This window comes from Macrococcus capreoli (genome assembly GCF_025628935.1).
GTDB classification, from domain to species: domain Bacteria; phylum Bacillota; class Bacilli; order Staphylococcales; family Staphylococcaceae; genus Macrococcoides; species Macrococcoides capreoli.
Window position 1 is genome coordinate 61,709 of sequence record NZ_JAOTIS010000002.1, and the last position, 20,045, is coordinate 81,753.

Annotated in this window: 20 protein-coding genes; all 20 read right to left on the reverse strand. The window is 37.1% G+C overall.

The annotated features are described in order from the left end of the window. Positions 1-8 precede the first annotated feature (8 nt). Positions 9-719, reverse strand: a complete 711-nt coding sequence (gene ymfI / locus OCL94_RS01950; protein ID WP_262994011.1) for an elongation factor P 5-aminopentanone reductase — start codon at positions 717-719, stop codon at positions 9-11. Beyond that, positions 712-1,986, reverse strand: coding sequence for an EF-P 5-aminopentanol modification-associated protein YfmH (gene yfmH, locus OCL94_RS01955; protein WP_262994013.1), 1,275 nt, complete (start codon positions 1,984-1,986; stop codon positions 712-714). The genes ymfI and yfmH overlap by 8 nt, the downstream gene beginning before the upstream one ends. Further along, the gene (gene yfmF, locus OCL94_RS01960) at positions 1,983-3,212 is read right to left on the reverse strand and encodes an EF-P 5-aminopentanol modification-associated protein YfmF (RefSeq protein ID WP_262994015.1); all 1,230 of its coding nucleotides are present in this window, start codon (positions 3,210-3,212) and stop codon (positions 1,983-1,985) included. Before yfmF ends, yfmH begins: the two co-directional genes overlap by 4 nt. A gap of 9 nt (positions 3,213-3,221) precedes the next feature. After that, positions 3,222-3,938, reverse strand: coding sequence for a GntR family transcriptional regulator (locus OCL94_RS01965; RefSeq protein ID WP_262994017.1), 717 nt, complete (start codon positions 3,936-3,938; stop codon positions 3,222-3,224). A 10-nt stretch (positions 3,939-3,948) separates the two neighbouring features. Next, positions 3,949-6,252 (reverse strand): FtsK/SpoIIIE family DNA translocase, encoded by a 2,304-nt coding sequence (locus OCL94_RS01970; protein ID WP_262994019.1) that lies wholly within the window; start codon positions 6,250-6,252, stop codon positions 3,949-3,951. A gap of 68 nt (positions 6,253-6,320) precedes the next feature. After that, positions 6,321-7,994, reverse strand: a complete 1,674-nt coding sequence (rnjB, locus tag OCL94_RS01975; protein ID WP_262994022.1) for a ribonuclease J2 — start codon at positions 7,992-7,994, stop codon at positions 6,321-6,323. 111 nt (positions 7,995-8,105) lie between these two features. Further along, positions 8,106-8,360 carry a hypothetical protein gene (locus OCL94_RS01980; RefSeq protein ID WP_262994024.1) on the reverse strand — a complete coding sequence of 85 codons (255 nt, stop codon included), beginning with the start codon at positions 8,358-8,360 and terminating at the stop codon, positions 8,106-8,108. A 63-nt stretch (positions 8,361-8,423) separates the two neighbouring features. After that, positions 8,424-9,617: a M16 family metallopeptidase gene (locus OCL94_RS01985; protein WP_262994026.1), complete on the reverse strand. Its 1,194-nt coding sequence runs from the start codon at positions 9,615-9,617 to the stop codon at positions 8,424-8,426. A 60-nt stretch (positions 9,618-9,677) separates the two neighbouring features. Next, complete coding sequence (gene pnp, locus OCL94_RS01990; protein WP_262994028.1) at positions 9,678-11,786, reverse strand: polyribonucleotide nucleotidyltransferase; 2,109 nt, start codon at positions 11,784-11,786, stop codon at positions 9,678-9,680. Between the two features lie 112 nt (positions 11,787-11,898). Beyond that, positions 11,899-12,168, reverse strand: coding sequence for a 30S ribosomal protein S15 (gene rpsO / locus OCL94_RS01995; RefSeq protein ID WP_262994030.1), 270 nt, complete (start codon positions 12,166-12,168; stop codon positions 11,899-11,901). 114 nt (positions 12,169-12,282) lie between these two features. Beyond that, entirely contained in the window at positions 12,283-13,227 is a 945-nt protein-coding gene (locus OCL94_RS02000) for a bifunctional riboflavin kinase/FAD synthetase (RefSeq protein ID WP_262994033.1), read from the reverse strand. Between the two features lie 67 nt (positions 13,228-13,294). Further along, positions 13,295-14,194 (reverse strand): tRNA pseudouridine(55) synthase TruB, encoded by a 900-nt coding sequence (gene truB, locus OCL94_RS02005; protein ID WP_262994035.1) that lies wholly within the window; start codon positions 14,192-14,194, stop codon positions 13,295-13,297. Positions 14,195-14,255: 61 nt separating this feature from the next. Continuing rightward, positions 14,256-14,600, reverse strand: a complete 345-nt coding sequence (gene rbfA, locus OCL94_RS02010) for a 30S ribosome-binding factor RbfA (protein WP_262994037.1) — start codon at positions 14,598-14,600, stop codon at positions 14,256-14,258. A gap of 856 nt (positions 14,601-15,456) precedes the next feature. Continuing rightward, positions 15,457-16,359: a nuclease-related domain-containing protein gene (locus OCL94_RS02015; RefSeq protein ID WP_262994039.1), complete on the reverse strand. Its 903-nt coding sequence runs from the start codon at positions 16,357-16,359 to the stop codon at positions 15,457-15,459. Between the two features lie 628 nt (positions 16,360-16,987). Then, positions 16,988-18,232: a CHAP domain-containing protein gene (locus OCL94_RS02020; RefSeq protein WP_262994041.1), complete on the reverse strand. Its 1,245-nt coding sequence runs from the start codon at positions 18,230-18,232 to the stop codon at positions 16,988-16,990. Continuing rightward, a complete protein-coding gene (locus tag OCL94_RS02025; protein WP_262994043.1) occupies positions 18,232-18,633 on the reverse strand; it encodes an SPP1 phage holin family protein in 402 nt (133 codons plus the stop codon). Before OCL94_RS02025 ends, OCL94_RS02020 begins: the two co-directional genes overlap by 1 nt. Before the next feature lie 29 nt (positions 18,634-18,662). After that, positions 18,663-19,073 (reverse strand): hypothetical protein, encoded by a 411-nt coding sequence (locus OCL94_RS02030; RefSeq protein ID WP_262994045.1) that lies wholly within the window; start codon positions 19,071-19,073, stop codon positions 18,663-18,665. Continuing rightward, positions 19,046-19,492, reverse strand: coding sequence for a hypothetical protein (locus tag OCL94_RS02035; protein WP_262994047.1), 447 nt, complete (start codon positions 19,490-19,492; stop codon positions 19,046-19,048). Before OCL94_RS02035 ends, OCL94_RS02030 begins: the two co-directional genes overlap by 28 nt. A gap of 28 nt (positions 19,493-19,520) precedes the next feature. Further along, the gene (locus OCL94_RS02040) at positions 19,521-19,817 is read right to left on the reverse strand and encodes a hypothetical protein (protein WP_262994048.1); all 297 of its coding nucleotides are present in this window, start codon (positions 19,815-19,817) and stop codon (positions 19,521-19,523) included. A 32-nt stretch (positions 19,818-19,849) separates the two neighbouring features. Continuing rightward, positions 19,850-20,035 carry a hypothetical protein gene (locus tag OCL94_RS02045; RefSeq protein ID WP_262994050.1) on the reverse strand — a complete coding sequence of 62 codons (186 nt, stop codon included), beginning with the start codon at positions 20,033-20,035 and terminating at the stop codon, positions 19,850-19,852. Positions 20,036-20,045: the final 10 nt, after the last annotated feature.

Here is a 20,045-nt window from a genome sequence, read left to right on the forward strand (position 1 = left end):
TTCCCCCCCTAAATATACCAGCCACCGTTCACACGAAGAACAGTACCAGTGACAGATTGTGATAAATCATCCAGTAAATACAACACAGCACGACTCACTTCTTTCGGTAATATTAGTCTTTGTTGCGGAAGTTGAGCAACAATTTGCTGGATGTCATCTTCATTGAGTTGTAATGTCATTTTACCATTAACGATCCCTGGCGTAACAACATTTGCAGTGATAGAAGTCATTGAAAATTCTTTAGCGATAGATTGTATAAATCCAATTTGTGCTGCCTTCATTCCACTATATATTGATTCAGTAGCACTACCTGTCTCTCCCCATATCGAACTAATTACAACGATTCTGCCATGTGCATTTTGCAATAATCCACCTTGTACAAATTGTGTAATTTTCACAAGATTTGAGAAGTGCATATTGAATTGCTTTTCCATTGCATTTTGCGTAATGTCAGTTAAAGGTGCAAAGTAGGATGTCCCTGCAGCATATATTAATCCATTTAAGTGACTCGTCATCCATGGTTCAAACGGAGAACATTCAATCGGCTGACTTAAATCAAACTGAATAAAAGTAACGGATTGATTTAGAAATTCTTGTTGTAATGCACTTTTATTAGCAGAATAATAATGCGCAATAACTTCATGCCCTGCATTTAATAAATCCCATGTAATTTGCTTACCAATATCACCACTCGCACCAATTACAATATACTTACCCATGTTTTTTCACAATGCGACTATCAGTGATGTGCGCTTGCTCCATCGTAGTGCGATAAGTATCGATGCAATCTTTTAATGTCAAATGCTCAAGTAATGGTAATATATCGAATAAGATTGCATTATTGAAATAATAGCGAGTAAATTGATTTGCAATATATTCCGGGCTATTCATACTTGAAACATACTCACCAATTGTTTGACGTACAATTAAATCAAACATTTCCTGGTCGTTTAATGCGTCATAATTATATAATTGACTGATTAAACGTTCTTTTAATGTATCAACATTAGAAGATGCACCAGCGATAAACATATGTGAAAAAGTAGGCTCAATCGTAAAGTTAAAGCCGAATGAGTCATCAATCAAATGATCTTTTAATAAAGATTGATAAAAGTCAGTTTGTTCTCCAAATAATATATCCATCGCAAAAAGCATTTTTAATTCTGTTTCAATTAAATGTGTACTATTTAAATAATTATTCGTTTTAATGCCTAACATTAATTTGTCCATCTGAACATTATCAAATGATTCAATTTTCGGTAAATACACCTTTTCTGGTTCTTCAAATGGTAACATTTCCACTTCATTGAATGTACCAAAAGGTTTGGTTAACCCATTGATATATTCTGTAATTTCAATAGGATCAACATTCCCCACGATAAACATTACCATATTATGTGGATGATAAAATGTATGATAGCATTCGTATAAAGTATCATGCGTTATTTCATTAATACTTTCAATCGTACCTGCGATATCCACACGTACTGGATGTGCATGATACATTGCTTTTAAAGTTTGGTAATATAAACGATAATTGGGTTGATCCTGATACATTTTTATCTCTTCAGCGATAATACCGACTTCTTTTTCTACACTTTCCTTAGTAAAATAAGGATTTTGCAACATATCAACTAATAACTTAATATTCTCTTGAAGTGCTTCAACCGTAGTGAACATATAGCTCGTTCGGTCATATGACGTAAAGGCATTTGCTGAGCTGCCATATTTAGAGAATGCATTAAACATATCACCTGTTTCTTTTTCAAACATTTTATGTTCAAGAAAATGCGCAATGCCCTTTGGCATATGTACGACTTTACCTTCTTTTGTCACAAAATCATTATGTATCGCACCATATTTTGCTGTCATCGTAACATATGACTTCTGGAATCCCTTTTTCGGAATGATAAACAGCTTCATACCATTGTTTAAATCTGTTTCGTACAGTGTTTCATCTATTGCATCGTAATATGTTTGTTTCATGCTTCTCCCTCACTTGTTAAACAATACACAGTATGTAAAATACCCGTCTGAGCGACTTGAATAACATCTTCTTTCGTAACGGATTGAATGCCCTCAATCCACATTGCTTCACTTACGTATTCGCCAAAAGTATTTGAAAACTCAACTTCAATAAACCCTTTCGGTCGATCTAACGATTCTTTCTTTTGATTAATCAACATGCGTTTAGCGGTTTGTAATAATTGGTCATCAAATGTGCCATTTTTTAATTGCTCAAATTCTGCTTGAATTGTATCGATTGCCTGTTCGCGTTTATCTAGATTGACACCTGACAACACATACAACATACCACTGCGTGCATCAATCTGACTATGAATTTGATAAGCTAAACTCAGTTTTTCACGCACATTGGTAAATAATAAACTTGATGGGTCGCCACCAAAGATTTGATTAAGTACGATAAATGCAAAATAACTTTGCTCAGGATGCGTAACTTTAAACTGGTAGCCCATATTAATGCGTGCTTGCTGTGTATCTATTTGCTCAATGATTATTTGTGTTGCTTCAATCGTCTTTAAAGCAGTAGGTTGTAAATTTATCATATTATTTGAAAAATTTAAATATTGTGCTGTTAATCGATTAATCCTTAATTCATCGACATCACCAACAACATATAATTGAATTTCATCGTTATTTAACATGTCTTGATAGCACTGAAAAATTGCTTCACCAGAAATGGTTTCAAGATGATCAATATCTCCGAAACCAGGCAATTGCATCGCTTCATCCTGAAACATTGCCTTCAATAACTGATAAAAACCATATTGACCTAGATTCTCTTTGATCGCTTCGTATTTGTTTCTAAACAAGTGCTGCTCTATTGCGATTAACTCATGTTTAAATGCATCATTTTCTATATTCGGTGAAAATATCACTTCATTTAAAAGCTGAAATGCTTTCTCTAATAAGTCTTCTTTATCTAAAAATTTATCATTGATAATATCTATCCCTACTGTTAAGATGTGGGCATTATTTTGTTTGATGACATGGCTATATAAATGTGCTCCATAAAGATGCGCTAAATGATTCATCATAGATTGATCATCTGGATATTTTGCGGATGTCTTCTGGATTAATTTTGATAATAATGCACGTTCACTCATCGTATGCCGATTTAAAGGTGCTTTAAATTTCACCACAATCGAAACGGTTTTAAATTTATCAGTATTTAATAAATGTACTGTCATATAATACTCCTATCTTTTTTTTGTTCGTTTAATAACGAAACGCACTTGACTCGATTTAAAATAATTCATTGAATATAATATCGGCTCATCATGCACATTATAATGTATTTGCTTGAATAATAGTAAGCTTTCTTCTGGAGAACATTGTAGCGCATTCGAAATGTAAGGTTCATAACCGATAGATTCTATTTCGCTTTCGGCATATTCAACTTTTAAGCGCTCCGTTTGATCCATAATCTCTAATAATGACTGTCTTAAAATATGCTGGCTACCGACTAATGGTGCTGCATCAACCTTATCCAGGCAATACACAATCGGTTCATCGTTTGCTGTACGAATACGTTCTATAACTGTGATATCGCGATCATCTTGAATATTCATTACACGTTTATCATCGATAGAAGGTTGTTCTATATCATGACTGATCATCATTGTTCCGGCCACTTGTCCACCTTGTTCTATCATACTTGTAATACTTTTCAACTCATCAATTGGATAAAGAAAATTGGGTTTAGATTTAATAAGATAACCCTCCTGAAAATGCTCAGAAATAATTTGTTCTGTTACTAATTCATGAAATGCAAGTTCAATATCATCACGTGACTTATTTAATAGTCGTGAAATTTCATATTGCGATGGCAATGGTTGATGTTTAGCAAAAGCACCTTCTGTAATTTGCTGTAAAATCCAATCTTTTATTAATACAACTTCTTTATTAATTGACACTTATTACACCTCATTCAATTTCTGCGTTGTTTTCAATTAATACGCTTCTCGGTTTACTCCCAGTGCTTGGTCCAATCACTCCATTTGCTTCTAATTCATCAATTAATCTCGCCGCACGGTTATAACCGATTCTAAACTGCCTTTGAAGTAAACTCGCCGATGCTTTCTGTTTTTCTACGACAAATTGATATGCTTCACTATATAAATCATCTTCTGATGCACCTTGTTGTGTCGAATTTTCTGTCGGTTCTAAAGATTTGATATAATTTGCAGACTGTTGTTTACATACAAATTGTACGACATCTTCCACTTCTTTATCTGACAGAAATGCACCTTGAATACGTTTCGGTTTCGATTCCCCGTAAGGTAAATATAACATATCCCCTTTACCCAATAGCTTTTCTGCGCCTTGCATATCTAATATCGTTCTTGAATCAACTGCTGAACTCACACTAAAAGCAATTCGGGAAGGGATATTTGCTTTAATTAAACCCGTAATGACGTCAACGGATGGACGTTGTGTTGCGATAATTAAATGTATCCCTGCTGCTCGTGCCATTTGAGCGAGACGCATAATCGCTGCTTCAACATCTTTACTCGCTACCATCATTAAATCTGCAAGTTCATCAACGATTACGACAATGTAAGGAAGTTCTGCATTTTTCTCACCCAGCTCCTCATTTTGGCGTTTTAAATAATTGTTATAGCCTTTAATATTTCTTGTACCGGTATGACTAAATAAATCGTAACGACGTTCCATTTCACCTACAATCTTTTGTAAAGCTTGCGCTGCTTTCTGTGGATTCGTTACAACTGGCGTTAATAAATGTGGAATACCATTATACACATTTAATTCAACCATTTTAGGATCAATCATCATGAGTTTCACTTCATGTGGTTTGGCATGCATTAATATACTAGTAATGATGCCATTAATACAAACAGATTTACCACTTCCTGTAGCACCAGCAACAAGTAAATGCGGCATTTTATCAAGTTCTGCAGTTACAGCTTCACCACTAATATCTCTACCCAGCACAACTTTCAATTTATTCTCCTCAACAGGAGATGCTTCTATGACTTCTCTTAATGTTACCATTGAAATGGCACTGTTTGGAACTTCTATACCGACTGCAGATTTACCCGGAATTGGTGCTTCAATACGGATATCTTTCGCTGCAAGTGCTAAAGCGATATCATTATGTAAATTAACGATACGACTTACTTTTACACCGAGTGCTGGTTGCACTTCGTATTGCGTCACAGCGGGTCCAATTCGAATTTGAGAAACTTTCGCATTGACACCAAAGTTTTTTAAAGTTGACTCAAGTAACTGTCCACGTTTTTTTACAGCCTGCATATTTGACTTTGCCTTAGCTGCTGCTGGTGAAAGCAATGTAATGGGTGGTAATTCGTAATACTTATTCTCAAATTCACTCGTATCACTTTGTGTTGGTGATTCCCCGGACATCGTCGGGTCGATTTCATGTGAGACGGTTTGTTGATGATTCATTTCCTGACCATCAAAAGCTTCATTGTCACGTTGTGCTTTAATAGGTGCATCATCATGAATTGCATCCTGCATCACATCATTACCATCAAATATCGGAATATCATCAACAATTTGCTCGTGAACAGGTTCCTCTGCAGTTACTTCCGGTAAATTCGATACATCTTTTATTGTTTTTGTCATTTTCTGTTCCTGGCGCTTCTGTAATTGCGCTTTCGTTCGTTCAGATAACTTTTGCGATTGCTTGATTTGATACAAAAGAAATTGTTGCGCTGTCACGCGTATCGAACGCCCTAAAATAAGTACGATACTTAAAACAATCATCATTACAGATAATAATAGTGCGCCAAACACACTTAATAATGTTGAGAACACAGCATCAAATGCATAACCTATTAAGCCGCCTCCAAAAAAATGAAACCCTGACTGTGAATGTGTTTCAAAAATTTGATTAAACATTGGCATTACGGCTTTTCCTTTTAAAAAATGCTGAATGATTTCCATAAAGGATGGTGTACTAAATAGCAACAATAACCAACCGTTAACGCGACGGTTCATCGGTATCCATTTTTTATTGACAGCATAGTAAAGTGTTACTAAAGCGATTAATATGTATGCATAAAACCGTGCTGAGCCAAAAATATATGTCATAGCACTATCCATACCGAGTCCAACCAGCCCGAATTGAAATATACCGAAAAGGAGTAAACAAATTATTACAATACTTAAGACGTAACGATACGGTTCATTTTGCTTTTTTCGCGTCGTCTTTTTCTTGCGTGTACTTTTTTTCTTAACAGCCATTCATTCTCACCTACTTTGTATAAACAAATAAACAAGCTAATAATAGCTTGTTTATTTGTTTATATTGTTTAAATTTCAGAAATTACTGGAATAATCATCGGGCGACGTTTCGTATTTTCATATAGGAATTTACCTAACTTATCGCGCATTTCCTGCTTGATTTCAGCCCATTCAATTCTGTTTTGCATTAAGCCATTTTCTACGATTTCTCGCACTTTTTCTTCTGCTTCGCGCATTAAATCTTCGCTCTCTCGAACATATACGAACCCTCTTGACTGGATTTGAGGACCAGCAACGATGCGACGATTTTTAGGATCAAGCGTCACAACTGCGATAAAAATACCGTCCTCACTTAATAAACGTCTATCACGTAATACGATATTACCGACATCACCGACACCGATGCCATCAATTAATACATTACCCGCAGGTACTTTTTCATTTGCAAGCATACGCTCGCCGTCGAAATTGATAACATCCCCTTTTTCTAATAAGAAAATGTGTTCAGGTAACACACCTGCTTCAGCTGCAAGTCTAGCATGTGCAATCTGCATTTTAAATTCACCTTGAACAGGTACGAAATACTGTGGTTTCATTAAATTTAACATTAATTTCAATTCTTCCATACAGCCATGACCAGAAGCATGAATTTTCTTATTCGTCGGGATCACATTTGCCCCAGCTTTAACAAGGTGGTTTATCGTTGATCCTAATATTACTTCCATATTTGATGAAGGTGTCGTTGTGATAAAGACTGTATCACCTTCATCAATATTCATAATGCTATGCTTTTGTAACGCCATTTGCGCTAATCCTTCAATCGGCTCACCTTGTGAACCTGTCGAAATAATGATCACTTCATTTTTAGGATATTTTTCAACATCTTTAATTGGAATTAATAATTGTTCTTTTATGTCAAAGTATCCCAATTTACGTGCAATATTAAATGATGATTCTAAAGATTTCCCTAAGAATGAAACTTTACGATTTAATCGTGCTGCAGCATTTAATACTTGCTGAATGCGAATAAAGTTTGAAGCATAACAAGACACGATAATTCGGCCTTGTGCTTTTGCAAATTCATCGTTAATATGACTCTCAATAACATTCTCAGGTGTATTATAACCCGGCTTTTCTGCTTCAGTCGAATCACTGATAAGCATTAACACACCTTTATTACCGATTTGCCCCATCTTTGTAATATCAGGTGCATAGGCGCCAGACATACTTTGATCAAACTTAAATTCTCCTGTGTACACGACTGCACCATGTGTCGTATGTATTACAATTCCTAATGCATCGGGAATACTGTGTGTCGTACTGAAAAATGAAACATTCGCATTTTTAAAACGCATGATTGAATTATTATTCACAGTATAATATTTAATTTTCTTTGTTACTTTCGCTTCACGCATTTGATCTTTCACAAGCGCAATCGTCAAACGAGAACCATAAATTGGTGCATCTACTCTGTCAATAATGTAACGTAACGCACCAATTGCATCCTGGTGTCCATGACTTAAAAATATCCCTTTCAACTTCTCTTTGTTCTCAATGACATAATTAATATCAGGAATAACAACATCAATCCCTAACATTTCATCTTCAGGGAACATTAACCCTGCATCAAGCATAAACATTTCATCATCTACTTCAATGATGTACATGTTTTTAGCAATCTCTCCGACACCACCTAATGGTATCATTCTTATATGTTGATTTTCTTTTTTTACTAAGTCCAAAATATTTCCTCCTAAATTCTTCGCCCGATCAATTCATACTACTTTATTATAAGCTATTTACAGATTAATTAACAATAAAAAAAACGAGCAGGACAATCTGCTCGTCTGTCATTATTTCTGAAGTTCCATTTTAAAATCTCCGCCAGCAACTGTATAATGCGTTAATTTTAAATCTTTAGAGTGATATCGATCTGTATCGCCTTTAGATAATACGACTTCTACAGGATCATTAGTTGTTTCAATTTGTTTAAATAATAAACCAACATCGCCATTTGCTGTTGAAACTTTAAGTAATTCTTCATCTAATGAAAAACGTCCATCAGCAACGAATTCCTTTCCATTTACTTGAATTTTATCAAATACCATGCCACTTCATCTCCTTGTATACGTTTACATATTTATTATACAGTGAATTTTCTAACTTGCAACTTATTGGGGTAGCAATTGATAAGAAGCTGTTGTGTGCGCAAATATTTGTAATACGTCATTTACATCATTTAAACTGACTGCATTGATTTGCGCTTCAATAGAAGCAATATTAATGATTTTATCATATAACAACATACTTTTCCCCATATGTTCTAATATTGCCCCATCATAATCAAGATTCATATGCAAATTTGTGATGAGATATTGCTTCGTTTTGTTGAGTAACTGCTCGTCAATACCTTCCGTTAATGTATGATGAATTTCATCAATTATTGAAAGACACGCTGCAACATTCTCAACATCCGTCGCAAAATAAGTATATAGTACACCGCCTGATTGATAGCTATCGATCGATGAATACAAGCTGTAACATAATCCTTTTTCTTCGCGTAATTTTCTGAATAGCAAACTTGTCATCGCACCACCGTACAGACTGTTGATAATTTCAAAGACGGGGTGTTTGTCATCTTTATAACTTACAGCAGGATGGGCCAATATCACATGTGCCTGTTCGAGTCCTGCTTTATATTGCTTTAAATGACAAGGTATTAATGAAAAAGAATGATGAGTGACTTCATGTGACTTTTGCTCAACTTCACTAAATGCATTGAACACGTCAAACACATGATTGCCAACATACGACAAAATCATATTTTCAGGATGATAATAACGCGTATAAAAATCTATACAATCTTGCTTAGAAATCGTATTGACTGACGTTTCAGTCCCTAATATCGGCGAATGATATGGTGATTGTTGGTACAACAAAGACTCAAATCGTTCAAATGCATTTTCTTCATCGTCATCTTCAATCATTTTAATTTCTTCCAGAATCACTTGTCGTTCTTTTTCAAGTTCATCCGCATCAAATGTTGCATGAAACACCATTTCCTTAAGAATATCAATCGCTTTCTGTTCAAATCGTTGCAAAGTTTTTATAGAATAACATGTATATGTTTTTGTAGTATATGCGTTTACTTCTCCACCGATTGCATCAATTGCTTCAGATAATGTTTTAAAAGGATAATGCTTTGTTCCTTTAAACACCATGTGCTCAATAAAATGTGCAATACCATTCGGAAAATGCCCTTCATCTGCAGTACCGACTTTAACATACATAGCAATATGTACAATTTGCATCGGCGTCGTATGATGTACGACTGTTAACTGATTGTCTAATATCTTTTGTTCCAAATATAACCCTCTATTTCTAAAAATGTGAGACTATCGCATTTCGCGGTAGTCTCACTTCTATTATTTTTCTTCTGTTTTATTTTCTTCTTCTAGTAATACTTTTCGAGAGGCATTCACACGACCTTGTTTATCAATTTCAGTGACTTTAACTAAAAATTGATCGCCAAGTTTGATCACATCTTCGACTTTATTAATACGTTCTTTCGCAAGTTGTGAAATATGCACTAAAGCATCTTTACCCGGGAAGATTTCAACGAATGCACCGAATTTTTCAATACGTTTCACTGTAGACATATAAATTTCGCCAACTTTTGCTTCACGCACGATATTTTCAATTAACTGTTGTGCTTCAGCAATCATCGCTTCATCACTTGAGCCAATGAATACCGTACCATCTTGCTCGATGTCTAACTTAACACCTGTCGCATCAATAATTTCATTAATCTTCTTACCACCAGGTCCGATAACATCTCTGATTTTATCAGGATTAATATGAATGATTTTGACTTTAGGTGCATATGGACTGAGTGACGTTCTTGGTTCACTAATCGTCGCTAGCATATGTTCCATGATGTGCATACGTCCGATACGTGCCTGCTCAAGTGCTTCACGGAGAATATCCTCTGATAAACCATCAATTTTAATATCCATTTGAATTGCAGTAATTCCTTTAGCAGTCCCTGCAACTTTAAAGTCCATATCTCCTAAAGCATCTTCCATCCCCTGAATGTCAGATAAAATTGTATAATGCTCATCTTTTTTCACAAGTCCCATCGCAATACCTGCAACAGGTGCTTTAATCGGTACACCTGCATCCATCAATGCAAGCGTTGATCCACAAATTGAAGCTTGAGAACTAGAACCGTTCGATTCTAACACTTCAGATACGACACGAATCGTATATGGGAATTCCTTCTCATCAGGAATCACTTGTAATAATGCACGCTCACCTAACGCACCGTGACCAATTTCACGACGTCCCGGACCACGAACTGGACCCGTTTCGCCAACTGAGAAGTTAGGGAAGTTATAATGATGCATGTATCGTTTTTCTTCTTCTACGCCTAGGCCATCAATAATTTGATGTTCTCCTAATGCACCTAAAGTTGCCACAGATAAAGCTTGTGTTTGACCACGCGTGAAAAGACCTGAACCATGCGCACGTGGTAATAAACCAACTTCAGAGGATAACGGACGGATTTCATCTGGACGACGGCCATCTGGACGCACTTTATCTTCTGTAATTTGACGACGTACTTCTGCTTTCACTAACGCATCAAACGTTTTATTCACAACCGCAATGACTTCTTCACCTTGCTCCTGGAACGCTTCAACGATTTGAACTTTAATTGCTGTAATTTTATCTTCACGTTCATGTTTTTCCTGCGTTTGAATGGCTGCCGCTAAGTTTAATGCTTCCGCTTGAGCTGTTACTGCTTCTTCTACTTCTGTATTTGTTTCTGCAGGTACAAATTCTTTTTTCTCCGGATTTAATTCAGCAATAATTTCCTTTTGGAATGCAACGAGTTTCTTAATTTCATTGTGACCAAACATAATGGCTTCTAACATTTTTTCTTCTGTAACTTCTTTAGCACCCGCTTCAACCATGTTAACAGCATCGAAGTGACCTGCCACTTGTAAATCTAAAATTGAAGCTGCGCGTTGTTCAACATTCGGGTTAATAATAAATTCATCATTGATTAATCCAACGTTAACACCTGCAATCGGTCCTTCGAATGGAATGTCAGATACTGAAAGCGCCATAGATGAGCCAATCATCGCAGCCATTTCTGGTGAGTTGTTTGGATCCACACTCATGACAATCGAAATGACTTGCACATCATGACGATAGCCTTTCGGAAACAATGGGCGAATCGGTCTGTCAATTAATCGTGAAGTTAATGTTGCATCTTCACCAGGACGACCTTCACGTTTATTAAAGCCACCAGGAATTTTTCCTGCAGCGTATAATTTTTCTTCATAGTTTACCATTAACGGGAAGAAATCCACATCTCTCGGCTCTTTGCTTGCAGTCGCAGTTGATAAAACAACCGTATCACCATAACGTACGAGCACCGCTCCATTCGCTTGTTTAGCAAGTTGACCCGTTTCGATTGTAAGTGGACGGCCAGCCCATTCGGTAGTAAATACTTTTTTCTCTTGAGACATTTATATCTTCCTCTCTTAACATATATTAATAATCATACCACGTCAGTGGTCTTATTGTCACAATTTGCATGAAAAAAAGAGCACAAATCAATTTGTGCTCTCTTTGTTAGTATTAACGACGTAATCCTAATGATTTAATTAATTCACGGTAACGTTGAACATCGTTGTCACGTAAGTAAGTTAATAAGTTTTTACGACGACCTACCATTTTTAATAATCCACGACGAGAATGGTGATCTTTTTTGTGAGTACGTAAATGCTCGTTTAAAGCATTGATTTCAGCAGTTAAAACTGCGATTTGTACTTCTGGAGATCCAGTGTCTGTTTCGTGTACACGGTATTGTGCGATAATTTCATTTTTACGTTCTTGAGTAATAGCCATTATTAGTAGCCTCCTATAAATTTAGTTTACACCATAACCCGAGTATGAGTCGGAGTGTCTCGATACCAAGGAAAGGTACTTGATTATTATAACATGTTTTATTGTTGATGCAAGTTATAAATTTGATAAGCTTTCAATTGCCGTTTGTTTATCGAGATTGATTTGTTTGATTAGTGCATCGATACCATCAAACTTTTGTTCTGGACGAATAAAGTCATACCATAACACTTCAACGCGTTCACCATAAATCGAATCATTAAAATCAAAAATATTTACTTCAATTGATACTTGAGATTTATCCGGATCATGGAACGTAGGTTTCACACCGATATTACAAACACCTTGATACGTCTTACCTGTTGATTCGCGTTTTAATGTAACAGCATAAACGCCAAGTGTCGGTAATACAAAGTCGTCATTAGGCATAACGTTTGCAGTTGGGAAACCAATAGTGCGACCGCGTTTTTCTCCTTGAACAACTATTCCCGTAATTTTATATGGGCGACCCAGTTGGGCATTCGCATGATTGATCTCACCTGTTTTTAAATCTTTACGAATTTGCGTTGTAGAAATTTTATCATTTGCGATTGCTTGTTTCGGTACTGCTGTCACTTCAAAACCATCTTTGTCGGATTCAAGTTTTAACATATTGCCCTTTCCGAATTTACCATACGTAAAGTCAAAACCGGCAATCACATGTTTTACTTTATTGTAAGTAAAGTAGTTTTGAATGAAATCACGTTCTTCCATTTTTGCGAATGTTGATGTAAACGGCACAATAAATAAATAATCGATGCCCATCTTTTCCAGTATCTCTTTCTTTTCCTGTAAAGGTGTTAAGTAATCAGTCCTTTTTTTCTCAGGATTTAACACGACTGATGGATGTGGATCAAAAGTCATCACAGCTTTATTCAATCCTTTTTGATTAGCGATTTGGATCATCTCATGAATGACCGCTTGATGCCCTAAATGAAGTCCATCGAAAAATCCAACGGCTAGTGCTAAATCAGGATGGTTATAATGTGATTCTATTGGTTGATTCATTTCAATTGTTATCATATGAGTACCCTCTTGCATTATTTTTCTTAAGTGTAACATTTTTCGCGGTGAAAGTTTGCAGTATTGCTCAATCCGTAAAAACTTTACGTGCCTTTATGACATTGGCATATTCGGAGTGTGGCATGTAAATGGCAAGCGCTTTATTGTTATGTGTCATTACCGTTTCACCTGTAAGTGGTGGTATGATGCCTTTAATCTTTTGCCCCCACATTATGCGTTGTGCCGTTTGTTCGTCTACTTCGTGATGTGGTAGATGTGTTAAACCTTTTTCAAGCGGATGAAGTATTGACTGAATCGACTCATGTGGCATCGTTTGTAATGCTTCCAACGTATAGCTTTGCTCAAGCGTGAACCCACCACTTTCTGTACGTGTCAGTTTAGACATATGCCCTACTGTTTGTAGTACTTCAGCAATTTGCGTTGAGAGTGTTCTTATATACGTTCCTTTACCACATTGAACGATAATTTCGAAGGTCACTTTGCCATCATGATACTTAGGCTCAGTTGTACGTGTGATACTATAAATTTGAACCTTACGTGATGGTCTATCAATGACTTTGCCCTCACGTGCATATTCATAAAGCTTTCGACCATTCACTTTTACGGCACTGAACATCGGTGGTATTTGTTCAATTTCACCTATAAGTTGATTTAGTGCGTCATCAATTTCTGTAGTAGAGAATTGATTTTCTTCTATTAAATTAGTAGCGATAACCTCACCTGTCTGATCTTCAGTTGTTGTTTGTGTACCGAGTGTGATTTCTGCGATGTATGTCTTACCTGAATCCATCATATAATCACTTACACGTGTCGCGCGTCCTACACAAATTGGTAGTACACCATTGACCTCTGGATCAAGCGTGCCCGTATGCCCTATTTTTTTAGTTTTTAATATTTTGCGCAATTTAAAGACAACATCATGACTTGTCATACCACGCGGCTTGTTAATTGCTAATATTCCGTCCATAAAAAAACACCCTTTCAGTAAACTCTAGAATAGTTTACATGAAAAAGTGTGTTTGGTCTAATTAATGTCCTTTATTTAAGTCTGCTAACATACGCTCGATTTTGTTACCATAATCGATTGACTCATCATATTGGAATTTTAATTCAGGCACGATACGTAAATCCATACGGTGTGCGATTTCTGATTTGATAAAGCCTTTTGATTTTTCTAAAGCTTCTAAAGATTTTTTACGGTCGCGCGCTTCACCAAGTACTGTAACGTATACAGTTGCTAGTGATAAGTCACCCGTTACCTCTACTTCAGTTACAGTAACAAACCCAACGTTTGGGTTTTTTATTTTTTGGTTGATGATCTCACTGATTTCTTTCTTCATTTGTTGACCAACACGTTCACTTCTTAAACTCATTTATATATTCACCTCATTTATGTCTATTGAATAGTGTTTATTATACGTCGGTGCGAGGTGGATGTCAATTGATGGGGATGGTGGTGAGGTGATGAGAAGGTGAGCTGGTCAGTACTTGTTTTTTTATAATGGTTTAATTTAATGAAGTGAGCTAGCGATATTTACTATTTGTCGCTAGCTCAGTGGCATTTTGCTCTGGTTTCTTTAACGAGCTAGCGGTATTTTCTTTTTGTCGCTAGCTCATTGGCATTTTACACTGATTTCTTTGACGAGCTAGCGGTATTCTCTATTTGTCGCTAGCTCACTAGCATTTTGCTCTAATTTCTTTGACGAGCTAGCGGTATTTTCTTTTTGTCGCTAGCTCAGTGGCATTCTGCACTGATTTCTTTGACGAGCTAGCGATATTTTCTTTTTGTCGCTAGCTCACTGGCATTTTGCTCTGATTTCTTTATCGAGCTAGCGGTATTTTCTTTTTGTCGCTAGCTCAGTAGCAATTTGTACTGATTTCTTTGACGAGCTAGCGGTATTCTCTATTTGTCGCTAGCTCAGTGGCATTTTGCTCTGGTTTCTTTGACGAGCTAGCAATATTTTCTTTTTGTCGCTAGCTCACTGACATTTTGCTCTGGTTTCTTTGACGAGCTAGCGGTATTTACTATTTGTCGCTAGCTCAGTTGCATTCTGCACTGGTTTCTTTGACGAGCTAGCGGTATTTTCTTTTTGTCGCTAGCTCAATGCCATTTTGCACTGGTTTCTTTGACGAGCTAGCGGTATTTTCTTTTTGTCGCTAGCTCAATGCCATTTTTCACTGGTATCTTTGACGAGCTAGCGGTATTCTCTATTTGTCGCTAGCTCATTTTCATAACAAATAGCAAGACCTATATTTTCTATCTTTAAATCTACCTATCTTTTTGTACCTTTCTCCCAGTACTTTTCTAATCCCTGATGGATTACAATCTACCCACTCGCATACATCTGCTACTGTAACTGCATCGCGTTTAAGCATTTCAATTTTTTCAAATGCTTCACAAATTGCTTCTGTTTTACTCATCTTATGACCACATGTACATTTGATTAGCCGCTTCGCATTTCGTTCCACCTTCAAAAATCTTTTACATACTGGACATTTCAATCCACGTTTCATTTTTTCATATGGATAATAGTGCGTTTGTTCGTTTTTAGATTTTTCGATATGATGGTTAACAATCATTTTTCCAATCGCAATATCTTCATCTGTAATTTCATAACCACACATATATTCAGCAAGTTGTTCAATGGCCTGCATTGAATGAAATTTAACATGATCAACTTCATTCAGCACTTTAAAATGATCATTTACAAAAATAACTTCGTTCACGATTTTGTAGTGTATATTATGTTCATAACAAAATGATTCAAATTTATCTCTTTCATTACTGGCCTGGGAAAATACATCGCGGCTTACAAAGCCACTTTCACTTTTTAAATTGCCATCTTTATAAGTATAGTTTCCATAGTAATTCTTAATTTCCAGCACAAAAATAACTCCATTCACGATGATGATAAAATCGTATTGAATTTCGCCACTAATATTTAATCGAATATCCCAAATACAAACACCGTGATGAAATTGCTTTAAATAGTCGTATACTTTCTTTTCACCTTCATATCCAACTTTTAAATTGTAATATTTCCTTCTATCCGATTCCGTCATATGCATTCGGCCATGAACTTCTTCTAAATACACAAGTTGGGGTGGTTTCTCCGCTGTTTTAATAAACAAAAATATCACCTCAATTTGAATATAAAACAACCGAATTAACCGTGCAACTGAGCCAAAATGCATAAAAACAACTCTTTTTATACACGCATATACATTTCTAATACAGAAATTAATATTTAGCAAAAAATAACTGTCAAAATTAAATTTTCAAAAAGAATTATACAAAATTAATGCATAATAATTAATAAATTTTCTCAAATAAAAAACACCCACAAATCATTGTGAGTGTTAAAATACTTATTTACGCTTAACTTCTTCCATCACGAATGCCTCAAAAATGTCGCCTTCCTTAACATCGTTGAAGTTTTCAATGGTGATTCCGCATTCATAACCTTGCGCTACTTCACGCACATCGTCTTTGAAACGTTTTAATGCGTCAACTTGACCTTCGTATACGACAATGCCGTAATCGTTTTATGCTCCGATTCAAATACGATTATATCTTACGTTAGGGATTTCCGTCAACACTTTCTACGCATGTCTCCGTCAGAACTCCCAAATCGTGTTTGCGGTATAGTAACGTTGGGAGTACCGTCAACTACTTCGGTTAAATGCCCGAATAACGCTTATTTCGGTTATATAGGCGAAAAAATACCGCAATCTCAATAGAGACTACGGTAATTAATCGTTATTCTGCTCCGGGTGGGATTATAAAGTGCGATACTCCGTCGTAATTACATCTACGAACACTCGCCGCCTTATTCGCTTTACCGTCCCAATTCTGTTCGACTACGTCCATAGTCCAACGTGTAGGATTAGCATAAACTAACGCTACATGACCGAAATCGTTATCCGCCCAACCAACTGAATAAACCGCAAGCCATCCGACTTTAGGCACTAACTCCGGCGTGTTAGGAACGGTCTTCCATCCGCTAGGAAACTTATTCTTAAGCAAGTCTCTAGCGTTACCCCACGGACGAAATGCGCCTTTAGTTGCGTAGAAGATATAATCGCAAGCAACGTCCATGCATTGAAATTTAAATGCGCCGTCAAAATCAACGGCTTTACCGACATAGCCTTTCGTCTTCGCAACTAACTCTGCATACGTACGATTAGGAGACGGCTTTGCAGGTACTTTCTGTTTAACCGGTGCATTAACCGCTGATTTAGGCGCAGCTTGAACCGGAGCACTTACGTAAAACTTCTGTCCGATAAAAGTCTTAGTCGTCTTTAAGCCGTTCCATTTACGCAAGTCGTCGAGTGTGATGCCCTTCTTTTTAGCGATAGAATATTGAGTATCGCCTTGAACCGCAACATATACTTTCTGCGTAGGCTTACTCGGTGCTGCGACGGGGTTAGGTTTAGCAGCCGGTTTAACAACGGGTTTAGGCGCAGCTTTCTTTGGCGCAGTTAGTGCGTTACAATGTGCAACAATTTTAGCGTTTAGCTGACGAACTAAATCTGCCTCTTTGTATCCTCCGGCCATTGCTCCGGGATCGCCTGCGCCATGTCCTGCGATTAGCAGCCACTTACCGCCAATCTTAACGAGTGCGGCAGCGATGTCTTTTGCGATATTATCCATCTGCTTAACGAAAATATTACGCTCTTCTGCATTCGTAATAAATCCGAATTCTGCGAGTCTGTAAGACGCTTTACCGATTGCGTCGTTCATGTTCTGTAAATCGTCTCGGTACATAATACCGTCGTTGTATCTAACGCCGAAATACTTCTTTAGTACGGATACAATCGCTCTATCTGCGTTATCTGCTGCATATCCCGCTTTGATAACGATGTGTGCGTCCTGTGCAGAAGCGTTGTTAAATGCGTCCATGTGCGACTCTAAGATATGGTCGTATTGAGCGCCTACCTTTAATATACCGCGGTCTTTGTAGCAATCGCGTCTAGTGTCGTATTGCGTAATTGAGAAAGCCATTAGCGCAGCCCCCTCTCTTTTAACGCTTTATTCTGTTTCTGCGCAACCTTGCCCGAATAGTGATTGCGATAGATTGCCTTTGCATTTACATATAAGCAATACACCGATACTAATGCCGTTGTTGCTAACGTAATATTATCTTCCGTTAACCAATCGAAACTAAAGCCTAACATTGCAAGAAACGGTATTAACGCAGAAAGAAGTCCGCGTAATTGTCGTAATAAATCGCGTACTGCTTCGTCCTTTACTTCTGCGTCGTTAATCGCGTTTACGTCGTTAATCGCGTTTACGTCGCTAGTCGCGTTTACGTCGGTAATCGCTTCTGTGTCGTTTGTAGCAACTGTTTCGCCGGTTTCGATCAATGATTGCGTTACTTTTTCGTCTAATATTTGTCCGCCCATCATTCGTCCTCTTTTCGTTTATAATTCGTTTAATTAAATAACGTAAATACTGCGGTGATAATTGTCCCCACAAGCGTCAGTATTCCGCCTGTAAATATCCCTACGAGTTTAAATACGTCACTTATATACGTCTGTTTTGATGCGCCTAAATCCTCAATCTGCTTTTGCGCCTTTTCTACGTCTTCTTCAACGTTCTTCTGACGCAATTCAATCTCCGTCTGCTTAACAGTCATATTAATTAATTGTCCGTTAGTTCGCTCCTGCGCATCTGTCATTCTGCTTATCGACTTCGTTAAATTATCGAAAGTATCTTTCATTAATCCGAACATTAACTCTAAGCGTTCGAAGCTGCCTTCAACACGTTTTATATCTTGCTTTAACTCGTTAATCTCCGCTTCCAAATACGATTTAGTTACGTATTCGCGCTCTTTATCGTCCATACTCGATACACTCCTAACGCCGCCATAATCATGTGATAATTAGCGAATACGATATTTGTAAACGCCGTATACCAATTTAACCCTTGATCTGCGCCTGTAGCCGATAAGACTACGTAAACAGAAAAGGCTAAAAGATTACCGGCAGTAAATCCGACTTGTCCCGCGAATGACTTCGAGAACATACTAACGAATAGCGTAATTGCAGCGATAAGGGGCGCTATGCCCCAATACTGCAACTCTGCTATACCGTTTAAGCATTGATACCACGGACTGTCGGCGATCATTTTATCGCTTGCGGTGAAGAAGAGTATTGCGCGACCAAGTAACATTGACGCAAAGAACATCGTACCTACTAGCGATTTCATTTCGGCATAAGGCATATCGATTAATACCTTGTTGCCGAGATTTAGCTTTATCATGCGATCGTCTCCTCCGTTTAAATTTCGTTTACGCTTGGTCAACGATTGAATTCGTAGACGTACGCTGCATTACTTTGTACGTAACTGATACCGAAGTATCTTCGTCTAATGAAGCGAGTAAGTTAAGTTTGTCTCTACGTACTTCTGCGTCTTTAACGTTATCGTACGAAGTTGCGTAGTCTAACTTATCAACCGGTGAATATACACGGTCGTATGCGTTATAGTAAAGTGCGCGTGTTAATTCGCCGTCAGTATCTACTCCGTCTGATGCAATCGTTTGTAATACGTAATACTTCGTTGTTGAACCGTTAATATCTATCATCATAAATTCCACCTTTATTTTCGTTTATTTTTCGTTTATACTTCGACAACCGCAGCTTCTTGCGCAGATGCCTGTGCTTTTAAACCGTTAATCTCTTGCGTTAATTTATCGATTTCTTCCGATAAATCATCGATTAATGCCGTTAACATTACTTCTTTCGCTAAGGCTTCGCTTAATTTAGATTGCGTTAAGCCCAACTCTTTCTCGAAATTACGTTCCATAACGTATCAC

Excerpts from the sequence above, each read along its gene's own strand:
- OCL94_RS02035 (WP_262994047.1), bottom strand. The coding sequence starts at position 19,492 with ATGATAAAGCTAAATCTCGGCAACAAGGTATTAATCGATATGCCTTAT.
- yfmH (WP_262994013.1), bottom strand. The coding sequence starts at position 1,986 with ATGAAACAAACATATTACGATGCAATAGATGAAACACTGTACGAAACA.
- rbfA (WP_262994037.1), bottom strand. The coding sequence starts at position 14,600 with ATGAGTTTAAGAAGTGAACGTGTTGGTCAACAAATGAAGAAAGAAATC.
- OCL94_RS02025 (WP_262994043.1), bottom strand. The coding sequence starts at position 18,633 with ATGGGCGGACAAATATTAGACGAAAAAGTAACGCAATCATTGATCGAA.
- OCL94_RS02045 (WP_262994050.1), bottom strand. The coding sequence starts at position 20,035 with ATGGAACGTAATTTCGAGAAAGAGTTGGGCTTAACGCAATCTAAATTA.
- OCL94_RS02030 (WP_262994045.1), bottom strand. The coding sequence starts at position 19,073 with ATGGACGATAAAGAGCGCGAATACGTAACTAAATCGTATTTGGAAGCG.
- truB (WP_262994035.1), bottom strand. The coding sequence starts at position 14,194 with ATGGACGGAATATTAGCAATTAACAAGCCGCGTGGTATGACAAGTCAT.
- OCL94_RS02020 (WP_262994041.1), bottom strand. The coding sequence starts at position 18,232 with ATGGCTTTCTCAATTACGCAATACGACACTAGACGCGATTGCTACAAA.
- OCL94_RS01970 (WP_262994019.1), bottom strand. The coding sequence starts at position 6,252 with ATGGCTGTTAAGAAAAAAAGTACACGCAAGAAAAAGACGACGCGAAAA.
- yfmF (WP_262994015.1), bottom strand. The coding sequence starts at position 3,212 with ATGACAGTACATTTATTAAATACTGATAAATTTAAAACCGTTTCGATT.
- ymfI (WP_262994011.1), bottom strand. The coding sequence starts at position 719 with ATGGGTAAGTATATTGTAATTGGTGCGAGTGGTGATATTGGTAAGCAA.
- OCL94_RS02000 (WP_262994033.1), bottom strand. The coding sequence starts at position 13,227 with ATGATAACAATTGAAATGAATCAACCAATAGAATCACATTATAACCAT.
- pnp (WP_262994028.1), bottom strand. The coding sequence starts at position 11,786 with ATGTCTCAAGAGAAAAAAGTATTTACTACCGAATGGGCTGGCCGTCCA.
- OCL94_RS01980 (WP_262994024.1), bottom strand. The coding sequence starts at position 8,360 with ATGGTATTTGATAAAATTCAAGTAAATGGAAAGGAATTCGTTGCTGAT.
- rpsO (WP_262994030.1), bottom strand. The coding sequence starts at position 12,168 with ATGGCTATTACTCAAGAACGTAAAAATGAAATTATCGCACAATACCGT.
- OCL94_RS02040 (WP_262994048.1), bottom strand. The coding sequence starts at position 19,817 with ATGATGATAGATATTAACGGTTCAACAACGAAGTATTACGTATTACAA.